This window comes from Micromonospora sp. NPDC047670, assembly GCF_043204915.1.
Lineage (GTDB): Bacteria > Actinomycetota > Actinomycetes > Mycobacteriales > Micromonosporaceae > Micromonospora.
Window position 1 is genome coordinate 240,398 of the sequence record NZ_JBIDDA010000001.1, and the last position, 14,698, is coordinate 255,095.

Annotated in this window: 10 protein-coding genes; 4 read left to right on the forward strand and 6 right to left on the reverse strand. The window is 73.9% G+C overall.

Translation table 11 applies throughout. From position 1 onward, the window contains the following. Positions 1-38: 38 nt before the first annotated feature. Together ACGF7U_RS01175 and eccE are read right to left on the reverse strand one after the other, a co-directional pair. Positions 39-425 (reverse strand): phage holin family protein, encoded by a 387-nt coding sequence (locus ACGF7U_RS01175; RefSeq protein WP_393102061.1) that lies wholly within the window; start codon positions 423-425, stop codon positions 39-41. 166 nt (positions 426-591) lie between these two features. After that, positions 592-2,451 carry a type VII secretion protein EccE gene (eccE, locus tag ACGF7U_RS01180; RefSeq protein ID WP_393102887.1) on the reverse strand — a complete coding sequence of 620 codons (1,860 nt, stop codon included), beginning with the start codon at positions 2,449-2,451 and terminating at the stop codon, positions 592-594. A 287-nt stretch (positions 2,452-2,738) separates the two neighbouring features. On the opposite strand from eccE, the gene ACGF7U_RS01185 reads away from it, so the two are divergent. Together ACGF7U_RS01185 and ACGF7U_RS01190 are read left to right on the forward strand one after the other, a co-directional pair. Beyond that, positions 2,739-3,059 (forward strand): WXG100 family type VII secretion target, encoded by a 321-nt coding sequence (locus tag ACGF7U_RS01185; protein ID WP_393102062.1) that lies wholly within the window; start codon positions 2,739-2,741, stop codon positions 3,057-3,059. Positions 3,060-3,085: 26 nt separating this feature from the next. Next, positions 3,086-3,379: a WXG100 family type VII secretion target gene (locus ACGF7U_RS01190; RefSeq protein ID WP_393102063.1), complete on the forward strand. Its 294-nt coding sequence runs from the start codon at positions 3,086-3,088 to the stop codon at positions 3,377-3,379. Positions 3,380-3,459: 80 nt separating this feature from the next. Here the strand turns inward: ACGF7U_RS01190 and mycP are convergent, their stop codons facing one another. After that, positions 3,460-4,740 (reverse strand): type VII secretion-associated serine protease mycosin, encoded by a 1,281-nt coding sequence (gene mycP, locus ACGF7U_RS01195; RefSeq protein WP_393102064.1) that lies wholly within the window; start codon positions 4,738-4,740, stop codon positions 3,460-3,462. 153 nt (positions 4,741-4,893) lie between these two features. Between mycP and ACGF7U_RS01200 the strand changes: the two genes are divergently transcribed. Together ACGF7U_RS01200 and ACGF7U_RS01205 are read left to right on the forward strand one after the other, a co-directional pair. Next, a complete protein-coding gene (locus ACGF7U_RS01200; protein WP_393102065.1) occupies positions 4,894-7,785 on the forward strand; it encodes an SseB family protein in 2,892 nt (963 codons plus the stop codon). Further along, positions 7,782-8,147: a hypothetical protein gene (locus ACGF7U_RS01205; RefSeq protein WP_393102066.1), complete on the forward strand. Its 366-nt coding sequence runs from the start codon at positions 7,782-7,784 to the stop codon at positions 8,145-8,147. Before ACGF7U_RS01200 ends, ACGF7U_RS01205 begins: the two co-directional genes overlap by 4 nt. 1 nt (position 8,148) lies before the next feature. Here the strand turns inward: ACGF7U_RS01205 and ACGF7U_RS01210 are convergent, their stop codons facing one another. From ACGF7U_RS01210 to ACGF7U_RS01220, 3 genes are all read right to left on the reverse strand, one after another. Beyond that, entirely contained in the window at positions 8,149-9,081 is a 933-nt protein-coding gene (locus tag ACGF7U_RS01210) for an alpha/beta fold hydrolase (protein ID WP_393102067.1), read from the reverse strand. 296 nt (positions 9,082-9,377) lie between these two features. Continuing rightward, complete coding sequence (locus tag ACGF7U_RS01215) at positions 9,378-11,774, reverse strand: immune inhibitor A domain-containing protein (RefSeq protein WP_393102889.1); 2,397 nt, start codon at positions 11,772-11,774, stop codon at positions 9,378-9,380. Positions 11,775-12,097: 323 nt separating this feature from the next. Continuing rightward, positions 12,098-14,404: an immune inhibitor A domain-containing protein gene (locus ACGF7U_RS01220; RefSeq protein ID WP_393102068.1), complete on the reverse strand. Its 2,307-nt coding sequence runs from the start codon at positions 14,402-14,404 to the stop codon at positions 12,098-12,100. Positions 14,405-14,698: the final 294 nt, after the last annotated feature.

Sequence of the window (14,698 nt, forward strand, 5' to 3'; positions counted from 1 at the left end):
ATTCCCGGAATCTGGTCGGCCGCGGACGGCGCGGCGGGTCAGTCCCGGTCGAGGACGGCGCCGAGGATCCAGGTGACGATGCCGACGAAGAGCGCGCCGAGCACCGCCTCCGGCCAGAAGCTGTCGACGTGGAACGGCAGCCCGGCCTGGTCGGCGATCCAGCTCGTGAGCAGGAACAGCAGCCCGTTGACCACCAGCGCGATCAGCCCGAGGGTCAGCAGGTAGAAGCCGCAGCCGACGGTCTTGATGATCGGTTGGAGCACCGCGTTGACCACGCCGAAGATCACCGCGACGAGGAGCAGCGTGGTGACCGCCTCTACGGCGGATTCCGAGTCCAGCGTGATGCCCGGGATGAGCAGCGTGGCCAGCCAGAAGGCCAGCGCCGTGCTGCCCAGCCGGATCAGCAGCCCCTTGAGGAAACCCATGGCCGGGATCGTGCCACGGACCCGCCACCCGCGGAACCCGCGAGACGGGCGGACCGCGGCCGGCGTGGGCTGGCCCGGCGGGCCCGGGACCGGCCCGGCCGGCGCGGGCTGATCCGGCCGGCACGGGCTGATCCGGCCGGCGCGGCCGGGCGTGCCGAGGGCGCGGTCAGCGGCGGGAGGGACGGCCGACCAGCTGCGACTCGATCGGGGTGGGCGAGAGCAGCGCCCAGCGCAACGCCCGCCGGTTGACCACCGCGACCATGTCGTCCCGGATGCGGGTCAGCCACTCCGCCGAGCCGCCGAGGCCCAGCGCGGCGCCGGCCAGGGCGGCCTCGGCCGGGTCGAGCGGTTGCAGCACCGCCAGGTCGGCCCGCCCCAGCGCGTCGGCGTCCGCCGGGGTCAGCTCGTCGCGTACCAGCAGCGTGGCCCGCCACGGGGGACCCGGTTCCGGGTCGGCCGGCGTCGGGCCGGCGTCGACGACCACCAGCAGCGGGCACAGCGGCGAGCCCGGCCCGCCGTCCACCGGCCGGCCCGGCGGAAGCAGCGGGATCATCGCGCCCGGGGTGCCGACGCCCCGCACGAACGGCTCCCAACTGAGGGGGCGCGCCGTCTGCACCACCACCCGGGCGCCGAGCGCCATGGCCCGCAGCGCCACGAGCTGCGCCGCGCGTACCCCGCCGACGAGCATCACCCTCGTGCTCTCCGGCCGGAACAGCCGGACGGTCACCGCGCCGCCGTGCCGGTTCGTGCCGACCATCAGGCCCGCCTCGCCGACGGTCAGCTCCAACCCGTCCGGCGCCGGCCCCGGCCCCGGCGCGTCCGCCGCCGCGAGCGGCAGCGTGGCGGCCAACCCGACGAGCTGCGCGCCGTCGAGCCGGTGCACCTCGCCGCCCGCCTCGCCGACCAGCCGGCGCAGGGCCTGGGCGGCGACCGAGAGCTCCGCCGGGGTGGCGGCGGCCAGCCGTACGGCCAACTCGGTCGGCGCCGCCGCGGGGTCGGCGCCCGCCCACGGCCCCGCGCAGAGCGACACCGTGGTCGCCGTCGCGGGCAGCGCGAGCAGCCGGGGCGCCAGCCGCCGGCCGGCGTCGGTGCCTGTGTCGGGCCAGCGGAGCAGGCGGAACGTGGTCTGGAGCAGATCGCCGGCCCGCACCGCCTGCCAGGACTCCCGCGCCGGGTGGTCGTCGTGGTGGGCCAGCTCCGCCAGCACGCGCAGCGCCGCGTGCTCGCCCAGCGGGCGGGCGGTCACCGCGCCGAGGCGGCGCACGATCCGGCGTACCGCGCCGGAGAGCGCCCGCCGCAGCTCCTCGCCGGTCCAGCCCTCGGCACGGAGCACCCGCACGGCGAGAACGGCCCGTTCCAGGCCGGCGAGCCGCCCGTCGGTGAGCTGCCGGTAGGACGTGGCGACCGTGCCGCCGCCCGCGCCGACCGTCGGTGCCGGCGCGCCCGTCAGCAGGAGCTGGAGCCGCACCGGCGGCCCGTCCGGTGCGGCCGCCGACAGCAGGGACGCCGGGAAGGGCAGCGCGCGGGGGCCGTCGCCGAGCAGGTCGGCCGGGTCGCCGACCTCCAACAGGGCGACCACGCCGGCGGCGTCGTCGAGCACGGCGGCCGGCGTGCCGGCCAGCTCGGCGGGGCGGACGACCGCGCCCGGGTCGACCAGGTCCAGCAGGGCCGCCGGGCCGGTGGCCGGGGGCAGCGCGCGGCGGCGGGTCGCGTAGCCCAGGCCGGTGGTCAGCCACTCGAAGAGCCAGCGCCCCCGCAGCCGCACCCATGCCGCGGGCAGCAGCAGCGCGGCCACCGCCACGGCGGCCAGGGTCGCGAGCGCGCCCCGGCCGACGGCCGCGACCAGGGCGGCCACGGCGACCTGCGCGGCGACGACCTGACCGGCCCGGACGCCGGCCGTCCGCCGCCGGGTGGCCGGGATCCACTGTGGTGGCGGGGCGGCGCGAGGCCCCGGAGCGCCCGTTCCGGGACCGGCCGGGGCGGGCGGAACCGGCCCGGCGGCGGCGACCGCTGGCGTCGCGGGCACGGCCGGGCCCGTGGTGGTCGTCACCGTCACCGCGCCTCCTCGACCGGTCACTCCGTGCGACATCGACGCCGCCCATCGTAAGGGCGGGCGCGGGCGAACGGGGAGCGCGGTTGTCCACAGGGGATGCCGACGGGGTAGCAGAACCGCGACCGGGCGGCTACCGTCAGCGACGAGTTTTGCTGACCCCGCGCCCGCCGTGCTCGACATCCGGGCGGCGCGAGCGGGGCGCCCGGTGAGCGGGCGTGCCGACGGCCAGCCACGACCGAGGAGACGAGGTGACGTCCGGGGTGTCCCAGACCCAGGCAGAAGCAGCGGTGATGCAGCAGACCGCCGGGAAGTTCGAGCAGGTCGACCAGTCCCTGCAGTCCATGCTGAGCAGTCTGATGGCCCAGCTGGAGGTGTTGCAGCAGGCCTGGCGAGGCGCCGGTGGGCGCTCCTTCGAGCAGGTCAAGCAGCAGTGGGGGCAGGACCAGGCGACGCTTCAGCGGGCGCTGCGGGAGACCGCCGGCGCCATCCGCACGGCGGGCCAGCAGTACGACGTCTCGGACAGCGAGGCCGCCAGCCGCGTGTCCACCACCAACCGCGGCGGCATCCAGCTGCCGCTCTGACCCGGTCTCGGGGGAGGAGACATCTGATGGACCACGGTGTGCTGGTCGTCAACTTCGCCGCGTTGCAGCAGGCGAGCGCCGACATCCAGAGGGCGCTGAACACGCTCGACTCGCAGCTCGGCCAGCTCGAACGCGACGCTGCCCCGCTCGTCGCGAGCTGGTCCGGCGAGGCCCGGCAGGCGTACGAGCAGCGGCAGACCCGCTGGCGCTCCGCCTCGCAGGACCTGCAGGCCATGCTGCGCGACATCAAGCTCGCGGTCGACGACTCCGCGGCCGACTATCTCGACACGGAGAAGAAGAACGTCGGCCTGTTCCAGTGAGCCCCGCCCGATGGTGGCGCCGACCCTGACCGGTCGACGCCACCATCGTCGTTCGACGGGTCCGTCCGGGGCGCTCCGCCTCAGAGCGGGCCGGCGGGCTGCCAGCGACGGCGGGTGCCGCGCGGCACGACCAGCGCCAGGAGCGCCGCCACCGCCACGACCGCCCCGGTGACCCCGGCCACCAGCAGCGCCCGGTCCCGGGCCGTCGCGCGGCGGGCCTGCTGCGCGACCAGCGCCGGATCGGCCCGGTCGTCGGCGAGCGCGGTGGCCGGGCGCGGGCGCTCCGGTGCCCCGCCGCCGGTCTCGGTGACCGCCCGGTACGGGTTCAGCACCCCCGCGCCGTACCCGCCGCCCCGCCCGCCGCCCGGGGCGGGGTCGGCGGTGGCCACGATCCGCTGCGCCACCTGCGCCGCGGTCAGCTCCGGCCGGTACTGCCGCAGCAACGCGGCCGTCGCCGCCACGAAGGGCGCCGCGTAGCTGGTCCCCTCGGCCCGGTGGTGGCCCTGGCCGGGGGCGGCCATCAGCACGTCGCTGCCCGGGGCGACCAGGTCGACGTACGAGCCGGTCTGGGAGAACGTGGCGCGCACCCCGTCCGCCCCGATCGCGCCCACCCCGAGCACCCCGTCGTACGCGGCCGGGTAGGGCCGGGGGTCGCCGCTGTCGTGCAGGTTGCCGGCGGCAGCCACCACGACCACGTCCTGCTCGACCGCGTGGCCGATCGCGGCCCGCACCGCCGGGTTGTCCGCGTAGAGCACGACGGAGAGGTTGAGCACGTCGGCATCGTGGTCGACGGCCCAGCGGATGGCGCGGGCGAAGTCCTCGGCGCTGACCGTGCGCCCCGACTCCCGCCCCTCGACGACCTGCTGCTCGCTGACCCGCACCGGCAGGATCCGGGCCCCCGGGGCGAGCCCGTGGAACGCCACGCCGTCGCGGGGGCCGGCGGCGATGATGCTCGCCACGCCGGTGCCGTGACCGGCGCAGTCCCGGCTGCCGTCGCCGCCCGGGTCGAGCAGGTCGGTGCCGTCGAGGACCCGGCCGGCCAGTTGCGGGTGCCGGCGGTCCACCCCGGAGTCGATCACCGCGACCGTCACCCCGGCCCCGGTGGCCAGCGGCGCCAGCCGCTCCGGCGCGTACCGCTGCTGGGGCCAGGGGGGTGCGGGCACCGGCCGGACCGGGGCCAGCGGTGACGGGCAGCCGGGGGCCGCCCGCGCGGTGAGCGCGGCGGGACCGGACCGGCCGGCGGCGACCGGTTCCGCGGCGGCCCGGGCCGACCCCCCGGCGGCCCCCGGGGCGACGGGAGCGGCGGTCAGCAGAGTCGCCGTCAGGGCAGCCAGGAGCGGGCGCGCGGGGGACCGGGACATCGACCGCCTCCGTATCGTGTCGACTCCGGGACGGGATGTTAGCGCCTCCGGCGCGACGGCGCGGACCGTCGCCCGGCCAGCCATTGTGATCTTGTTACTACCTTGTAGGTTGTACGCGATGCCTATGGCCTGTTCGCGGGAGGAGGGGTGGCCGTGACCGAATGGGAGCCGGCCACCGACGCCGAGGCGGCGATGCGGGACGCGTTGCGCGCCAACGACCAGCAGCTCTACTTCCGCATCCTGGCCCAGACGGAGCTGCTGCTGCCGGTCTCCGCCGAGGCGCTGGCCGGGAAGGCGCCGATGGGCTGGGGCACCTGGACCACCGGCGGTCGCACCCACGTGCTGGCGTTCACCTCCGCCGCGGCCATGCGGGCGTGCCTCGGGGAGAACGCCGGCTCCAGCCGCCGCACCACGTACGCCGACCTCGCCGCCGGCTGGCCCAACCACGAGTGGTGGCTGGCGGTGAACCCCGGCCTGCCCGTCGAGGGCTACCTGCCGGCCTGGTTCGTCGCCCAGCTCTCCCGCGGCGACGTCCGGCTGCCCGGCCGCACCCTGGGCGCGCGGGCGCGGCTGGAACGGGCGGAGACGGTCGCCCGGGCGCGGGCCCAGGCCACCGGTCACGACACCCCCGACGGGCCGGGCGCCCGGCCGGCCGTCGACCGCCGGGGACGCGCCGCCCTGGCCGGTGCGGCGCCGGCCAACGGCGCCCCGGCCCGGCCGGAGCCCATGGCGGCGCCGACCACCGGCAGGGTGCCGGCGCCGGCCCGGCCGCCGGAGCCGCCCCGCACGACCGCCCCACCCCCGCACCCGTCGACCCGGCCGGGCCCGCAGTACGGCGAGCCCACCGCCGGCGAGGCCGTGCGCGGCGACGCCGTGGGGGCCGTCGAGCGGCCGGCGCACTCCCGGTTCGCGTCCCTCGGCGACCGCGCGGAGGGCCGCCCGCCCACGCCCCCCGCCCAGCCCGTCCCGACGAACGGCCGCCCCGCCGGCGAGCCCCCGGAGCGGCCCAACCACCGGTCCTTCTTCGAGCCGGCGTCCGGCCGTGCGTCGGCGCAGCGGCAGGAGGCGCTGCGCTCCGGCGAACGGGCCGTCCCGCCCTCCCGCCTCGCGCGCGGCGGCCAGCCGTTCCCCCGGCGCCGGCCGCTCGCCGAGCCGGTGCCGGAGGGCCCGACCCAGCCGATCCCGGTCGCCCCGGCCGACGGGGAACCGACCCGGGCGTTCGCGGTGCCGGTCGGGGAGAGCACCCAGGTGCTGCCGTCGCGCCGGCCCGACGTGGCCGCCGAGGACGTCACCCGGGACCTGCGCGTCCCGGGCCCCGACGCCATGCCGGCGTACGCCCCGCGCCGGCCGGAGCCGGACGGGGACGCCACCCAGGCCCTCCCGCGCCCCCGGCCCACGCCCGAGCCCGACCCGGGGGAGGAGCCGGTGTCGGTCGCGGAGCCGGTCTCCGGGCCGCCCGCCCCCCGGCGCGGGTTCACGCCGATCGTCATCGAGGGCACCGTCATCGAGTCGCGGGACCTGACCGGGCCTCCCGACGGCACCGCCGCCGAACCCGTGTCGCTGTTCGAGCCGGTGCGGCGCGGCGACCGGGCGGCCCCGGCCCCCACGGGCCCGGTCGACACCACACCCGACACGGCACCCGCCGGCCCGGCCGCCGCCGCACCCGGTCCGGCCGCCGCCGCCTTCGGCCCGGCCGAGACGGCACCCGCCGGCCCGGCCGCCGCCGCACCCGGTCCCGCCGCCGCCGACTTCGACGCGGCACCCGGCCCGGTCGGCCCCGCACCCGCCACTCCGGTCGATCCCGCGTCCGTCCACCCGGTCGGCACGGCGCCCGCCGGTCCGGTCGACTTCGCACCCGCCGGGCAGGTCGACGGCGCGCCCGGGCCGGAAACGGCCGGCGGGCCGCAGCCGCCGACCGACGGCGGCGGAGCCCCGGCCGGACCGACGCCGGGGGAGGACGCGGCGCCGGCGTGGGGCGGGCGGGCCGACACCGCTGCGGGCGGGTCCGGCGTGCCCTCGGTGGAGGACCATCGGCCCGACCCCGACGGCGGGGCGGCGTCCCGGACCGAGGTTCCGGTCGACTTCCAGCCGGCCAACGAGGTCGAGGAGAACCTGCTCGACGCCGCCGGGACCGGCAGCACCGACACGTTCCTGTCCACGCTGCTACTGGCCCGCGTGCTGCTGCCGGTGGCGGCCGGGTCCACGCCGGGAAGCCGACCCGGTGAGCCCGGCTTCGTCTGGCGTACGGAGGAACTGGACGGCGAGACGTTCGTCGTGGTGCACACCTCGCCGGAGCGGCTCGCGGAGCACACCGACGCGACGGTCGAGACCATCGAGGTCAAGTTCGTCCAGCTGATCCGTCGCTGGCCGGACGAGTCCTGGTCGTTCGCGGTCAACCCGGGCAGCCCCGTCGGGGCGAAGCTGCCCGGCGAGCAGATCGTCGCGCTGGCCAACTGGGCGGCGGAGGTGGGGCTCGGCGACGACGTCGGGGCCGAGAGCGAGCCGCCGCCCCCCGTCGAGGAGCCGGTCAGCCGTCCCCGCTACGCCGCGCCCGACCCGGCCCGGCCGATCGTGATGCAGAAGGCGGTCGCCCCCAGCCAGCTCGCGTACTACCTGGATCGGGGCTACGACCGGGTCTCCGGCTTCGTGCACCGGGCGAACGAGCTGGCCCACCTGAACACCCCGGCCCAGCTGTACGACGCGCTCGGCCTCGGGCACCCCGAGTCGCCGTTCGCCCGGGACGCCGAGGAGATCTACGTGCTGCGCTGGCCGGCGCACCGGCCCAGCCTCTACCGGATCCCGTACGGCGGGCAGAACGAGGCGGCCATGCGGGCCATGGAGGGCTGGGTCATCGAGCGTCCGCCGTTCCGGGGCAACGGCTTCGCCCCGGGGGAGAGCAGCGACGTGGTGGCGGAGTTCAAGGTGGACAGCGCCCGGCTGCCGCACGGCGCGCAGTTGTGGCGGATCGGCGCGGACGGCACCGAGCGGGTGGTCGCCATCCTCGACACCGACGCGCTGCTGTGGCGACAGGTCGGTGAGCGGTGATCCGGGACGGCTACGTGGCCCGCTGGCGCGGACGGGAGTACCAGGCGAGCCCGGACGGTGACGACGTCCGGCTCTACCAGCCCGAGCCGGGCGAGGGCTTCGAGGAGGTACGCCCCGGCCGGCACGTGCGGGTGGTGCCGGCCACCGAGGTCGACGACCTGGCGTACGTGCGGACGACCTGCACCTGGCAGGGGCAGCCGTTCATCGTCCTCGGCGAACACGACGGCTGGCTGCGGGTGGAGTACACCGGCGGGCGCTGGCCCGTCGCCCGGGCGATGGGGCTGGAGGTCTTCGACTTCGGCGTCTACCAGGGCTGGGCGCCGGCCGCCGAGGTCGCCGACCTGCGCGAGCAGCGGGTCTGAGTCAGGACTTCGCCCAGCGCAGGATCTCGCCGAGCACCACCTCGCGGGCCTCCAGGTGCGGGAAGTGCCCCACGCCGTCCAGGAGCCGCCACTCGTAGGGGGCCACCACGTACCGGCCGGAGCCCTGTGCGGTGCGCGGCAGGGACACCTGGTCGAGCGCGCCGTGCAGCTGGAGGGTCGGCGTGATCAGCGGCTTCTGCATCAGCCGGACGAAGCGGTAGCCGTGCAGGCGGAGCACGGAGCGGAACGCCCAGCGGTAGCCCTCCAGCGCGCAGAACGCCGCCTGCGGGATCCGCATCGCCTCCCGGCACCGCCGGGCGTACGCCTCGAAGTCCGGCCCGTGGACCCAGCGTGGCCCGCCCCAGCGGCGCAGCATCTCCTCGACCGCCGCCGCGTCGTCCCGGGTGAGCACGTGCTCGTAGCGGGGCAACTGGAACTTCAGGGCGGGCGTGGAGGCGGCGAACTGCCCCCGTGGGTCGGCGAAGATGGCGGCCCGGAGCCGGAGCGGGTGCGGGGCGCCGAGCACCACCAGCCGGCGGACCAGGGACGGGTGGAACGACGCCACGGTCCAGGCGATCAGGCCGCCGGCGCCGGCGCCGACCAGGGTCGCGGAGCGCTCGCCGAGGGCCCGGATCAGGCCGGCGATGTCGGCGGCGAGGGTGTAGCCGTCGTACCCCCGGGGCGGCTTGTCGCTGGCGCCGTAGCCGCGCAGGTCGACCGCCACGGCGCGGAACCCGGCGTCGGCGACCGCCGGCAGCATCTCGTGCCAGGCCCACCAGTGCTCCGGGAAGCCGTGCAGGAAGAGCACCATCGGGCCGGTGCCCGCCTCGACGACGTGGAACCGGCTGCCGTTGGCGCCGACGAACCGGTGTGTCCACGGCCCTTCGGTGAGGACACAGGACTCGTCGACGGGCCCGCCGCGCTGCTCGGTCATGCCGAACAGCCTAGGACCCCGGTGCCGGCCGGCTCCGTCGCCGACCCGGCCGGGTGGCCGGGATTGCTCGGCGGGCCCCGGCTCGCGCGGCGTTGGGTGGGCCGGGGATGCCGGGCGGGGTCGGCGCTCAGCGCATCGCGCTGATCCTCGCGATGCTGGCCGGCACGCCGGAGCGCCGCCGGCGGCACCGGACCCGGCGCGCCCGTTCGTCGCCGGCGCGGCCGGCGGAAAGGGCGATGCCCGGGCAGGTGGCCTGCCCGGGCATCGCGTGGTGCGGGTGGTGCGGGATCAGCGGATCAGGAGATGCGGATCTTGGTGTAGACGCCGTCCTTCTCCAGGACCCGGATCTTGGTGCCGGTGGCCGGGAGCTTGACGCCGTGGTTCGGCAGCTCCGGGTACCAGTACTGCTTGGTGTCGTCGAACAGTGGCTGCGCGGCCTGGCCACGGATGTACTGCGGCTGGCTGTTGAGGTGCAGCGTGAACGAGTCGGCCTTCTTCAGGCTGAACGGCGCGTCGTAGACCTGGACGCGGGCCCGCCAGGGCTGCCCGGTCAGGTTGTAGATCGGCCGCGGGTGCGCGTCGATGATCAGGTTGCGACCCTCACCCGGGTGCGCGAACGTGTCGTTGTCCGCCCAGCGGGTGTTCCAGTAGGAGATCAGCAGACCCTCCTGGTACGCGTAGTGGTCCACGTAGTCCGGGCGGGTGTTCGCGTAGCCGAAGAAGTACGGGCCGGTCTTCAGGTACTTGTCGTACGAGATGTACTGCCGGGTGCCCGCGATGTAGTAGTTGTCGAACTCGCGGGTGTAGCTCTCCTCGGCGATCTCGAAGCCGCCGGCGAGCGTCCAGCCCGCGGCGCCGGACTCGGCACCGTCGGAGAGGACGTTCTGACCGTCGGCGGTCACGGTGACGGCGTCACCGTAGAAGCCGCCCGCGGAGACACCACCGTCGGTCTGGTAGCGCAGCCGGAACTGCGCGACCTTGCCCGCCGCCACGTCCATCGGGATGTTGATGTCGACCCACTGGCCGTTGCTGCTGCCGTCCAGGGCCGGCCGTCCGGGCGAGATCTCCGGAAGAGGCTGGCCGTTGACCGTGCCCGGCAGCGCCGTCCAGGTCTGGCCACCGTCGAGCGACGCCTCGAAGAACAGGTAGTCGTACCCGGCCTCGATGTCGTAGCGGCCCTTCATCGACAGCGACGCCGACGACTTCCCGGTGAAGTCCAGGGTCCGGGTCATCGTGCTGTTCAGGTCGTCCTCGTTGCCCGAGAAGAACTGCTTGGTGCCCTCGAACGGCTTGCCGTTGTCGAAGGTGTACTCCCGCTTCGGGAGCACCACGACGACGCCCTGGGCCTCGTTGGTGTTGTATTCCTGCGGGCCGAGCTTCAGGGTGCGCTGCTGCCCCGCGACGACCACCTCGTAGTCGAGCCAGCCGAGCTGGAGCTTGTTCCACGCGCCCAGGTCACCGCCGCGGTCGCCGATGCCGGCGTCGTTCTTGGCGCCGAGCCGGCTCTGGGCCATCAGGGTCCAGTGCTCGTTGTTGTTGTCCCCACCACTGACGACGTTGTAGTCGTCCGGCAGACCGAGGTCGTGGCCGTACTCGTGGTAGAAGACGCTCCGGCCGCCGTTCTCCGGCTGGATGGTGTAGTCACCGATCCAGATGCCGGTGTTGCCGATCTGGGTGCCGCCGGCCGGGAAGTCGGCCGGGCCGGTCGAGCCCTGGTCGGACGCGAAGGCGTACCAGCGGTGGCTCCAGATGGCGTCCTCGCCCTGGTACGGGTCACCGTCGGCCTCGTCGCCGCCGGAGTGGACGATCTGGAAGTGGTCGATGTAGCCGTCCGACTCGTTGAAGTTGCCGTCCGAGTCGTGGTCGTACCGGTCCCACTGGTCCATCGCCTTGACGTCCGCGGCGATCTGCGCGTCGGTGCGGCCGGCGGCCTTCTGGTCGGCGACCCACTGGTTGGCGGCGTCGCGGACCAGCGCCCACGTGTTGGTGCAGACGTTGTCGGCGCACGGGTAGCCGCCGGAGCGGCCGTAGCGGGCCTCGTTGTACTTGACCTTCACCCAGTCGGTGACCGTGCCGTCGACGCTGTAGCGGCCCGAGGACTGCGCCTCGTAGTACTGCTTCAGCGACTCGTCACCGGGGTTGGTGCCGAAGTAGAGCTTGCGGTAGTGCTCGGCGTTGTAGTCCGCCTGCCACACCGTCGAGTTGTCCACCGCCCGGTTGGGCGCGGGGATCTCGTTGTGCAGCGGCCCGTCGAACCGGGTCGGACCCGGAGTGGTCGGGTCGGTGTCCTGGTCCGGGTAGCTCGGGTGCCGCTCGTTGCCGAACTCGGCGAGGATGACGAAGATCCGGTCGGTCTGCTCGCGAGCGAGCTCGACGTACTGGTCCTCCATCTGGCTGGCGGCGCCGGCCCGGGTCGAGCGGGCGGTGGCCCCCTCGGCCTGGGTCTTGCCGACCTTGACGACCGTGCTGCCGTTGATCTTCTGCGCCTTGGCCCGGCCGGAGAGGACGTCGCTCAGGCCCTCCTGGCGCAGGGCGCGACGCTTGTCCTCGAGCGGGTTCGGCAGGTCGTGGTCGACATGGGCTGGCTCGGCGACCGACGGAGCGGCCGTCGGCAACTTGGGCTGCGGCGCGGCGCTGGCGGACGTGCCGACCGCCAGTCCTGTTGCCGTCAGCGAAAGCCCGAGCAGACCCACTGCGACTTTGCGCACGTGGTACCTCCGGTGTGAGGGAACCGGCCCAACGGGGGTACGGGCCGGTGGAGATCGGTCCCACCAGGGGGACCAATGGTGAACATAGACACTCCTGTGACCCCTGGGAAGATGCGTGCGTCGATTTGTTGCAAAGTTTTGTTGAGAATGCTTTTCACCGTCACATCCCCGCCGTTCATCAACCGCCCTGAGCAGGTATTACGGTCGTCGATGGGGCGGAAGAGGCGGTTTTCGATAGGACTGATCAGTTACGCGAAAAAGTGGGGCCGGTGGCGTCACCGCCACCGGCCCCACGGGTAACTCGGTTGTCAGTTGCTGACCTTGACGACCATGTCGTCGGTCGGATTGGTGCCCTGCTGAAGGATCTCGATCCGGGTGCCGGAACCGGCCACCTTCACCGAGTTCCACGGGTTGCCGGACGTCCAGTACTTGTTCGCCCCGGTGTCGGAGAAGACCGGCTGCGGGGCGAGCGCCGGGAGCGTGACCGGGACACCGTTGAGGTGGAAGGTCTGCGCCGGCTTGGCGTACAGGCTGAACGTGGCGTCGAAGCCGTTACGGCGGTTGGTGACGTTGCCCTGGCCGTCGACGGTGATCTTGTTCGGCCGGACGTCCACCGGGAGGTTCAGGCCGTAGCCCGGGTGCTCCGAGGTGTTGTTGTCGCCGTACGCGTAGTTCACGTACCACACCAGCATGCCGGGGTGGTTCGAGAACCGCTCCACCCAGTTCGGGCGGGTGTTGTTGAACCCGTAGTTGTACCCGCCGGTCCGCAGGGTGTCGTCGTAGCCGACGTAGGACCGGTTCTCCGCGATGTAGAAGCGGGGGTACGAGTCGGTCACCGAGCCGGTCATCCGGGTGAAGCCCTTGGCGGTCCACTCGGCGGCCAGCGTCTCGGCGTCGTCGGTCCAGGCGACGGCGCCGCCCTTGACCAGCGACACGTTGTCCAGGAACGCGCCGGCGAGGTGTACGCCGCCGTCGGTCTGGTAGCGGTAGCGGAACTGCACGGTCTGCCCGGCGTACGCGGACAGGTCGTAGGCCAGGTCCACCCAGGCGCCGCTGGTCGAGCCGTCGACCCCGGTCTCACCCGCGTCGATCGAGGAGTTGGCCAGCGGGGTCCAGGTGGCGCCGCCGTTGGTCGACACCTCGGCGTAGAGGTAGTCGTAGTCCTCTTCGATGTCGTACCAGGCCTTCGCGGTGATCGACGCGGACGTCGTACCGGTCAGGTCGAGCTGCCGGGTCAGCGTGGTGTTCAGGTCGTCCGCGCTGCCACCCCACCACTCGTACGACCCGCCGAACGGCGTGTTGTAGCTGGTGGTCTGGGTCTGCGCCGGCAGGTTGACGACGACCGCCTGGGCCTTCGGCCCGTCGCTGTCGCCGGCCGGGCCGAGCGTGACCTTGGTGGTGCCGCTGTTCTCCTCGACCACCGAGTAGTTCAGCCAGCCCAGGAACAGCTTCGAGTACGGGTCCATGTAGCCCGGCGTGGAACCGATGTCGTCCTTGCCGTGGCCGAGCCACGAGCCGGACGCCATGAGGCTCCAGAAGCCCACGCCGTTGTCGCCGCCGGCGGTGTCGTAGTAGTCCGGCAGACCGAGGTCGTGGCCGTACTCGTGGGCGAAGACGCCCAGGCCGCCGTTCTCCGGCTCCGTGGTGTAGTCACGGATCCAGATGCCGGTGTCACCGATCTGGACACCACCGGCCTTGTTCGCCCCCGGACCGGCGCTGCCGGCCAGGTTCGGGAACGCCGCCCAGCGGTGCGACCAGATGGCGTCCTCGCCCTGGGCGCCGCCGCCGGCCTCCTCGCCCTCGCCCGCGTGCACCGCCTGGAAGTGGTCCACGTAGCCGTCGGGCTCGTTGAAGTCGCCGTCACCGTCGAAGTCGTACCGGTCCCAGATGTCGAACTGGGCCAGGTACTGCTTGATCTGCTCCGGCGTCTTGCCGGCCGCGACCTGCGACTGGTACCAGGCGGTGGCGCTGTCCTTGACGAAGTTCCAGTACCCGTCGGACTCGGGGATCTGGTTGCTGCCGTACCGGGCCTCGTTGTACGGAACCTTGACCCACTCGCTGACGTCGCCGTTGACCGTGTAGCGCCCGCCGGACTGCTTGTAGTAGAAGTCCCGCATCGACTCACCCGGACCGAACATCATGTCCTGGTAGTGCGCCCGGTTGAAGTCCGACCGCCACAGGGTGCTGTTGTCGTCGGTCGGGCTGCCGTCCCAGTTGCGGTCCGGCTCGGCGATCTGGTTGTGCACCGGACCGGCAGCTCCGCCGGTCCGGGGGTCGGTCTGGTCGCCGAACTCGACCAGCATCGTGAAGATCGGGTCGGTCTTCGGCGCCTGCTGGTACTCCACGAACAGGTCGTCCTTGACCTGGATGACCTTCGAGCCGTTGCGCGTCTGAAGCTTGGCCTTGCCCGAGAGCAGGTCGGCGATGGCCTTCTTCCGGAGCTCCCGCTGCTGATCCGACTTCGGATCGGGGAGGTTGTCCCTGCCATGCTTCGCCTTGTCGGAACCGGGGGCCGGGTCCGCGGCCGGTGCGCCGGAGGCCGGCGCCGACACGACTCCCGCCGCCAGCAGCGCGGCCGCGGCTGAGGCCAGACCGGCTGTGACTCGTCTCCTCAAAGGTCCTCCTCCTTTGTGGATCTGTTACATGACGGGCGCAGCCGAGGCCGCGACTGTCATGTGATGCGTCACTCACCCTGGCAGAGACGACGTGCACTTGTCACGGGTCAAATACCGGGCGGATGGGAGGCGCGCGGCCTTCATATGCGCATAAATGACAACCAAAAGGCGCGTTGAGGCGACGTTGATTCACGTTACGTTTTGGCCACGATCACGTTGCGTGGCCGGGGTTATGAGGTCCCCTACGGGGAGCGCCCGAGCCATCGAAAATGTCACAGCGATCGGCGGGCGCAG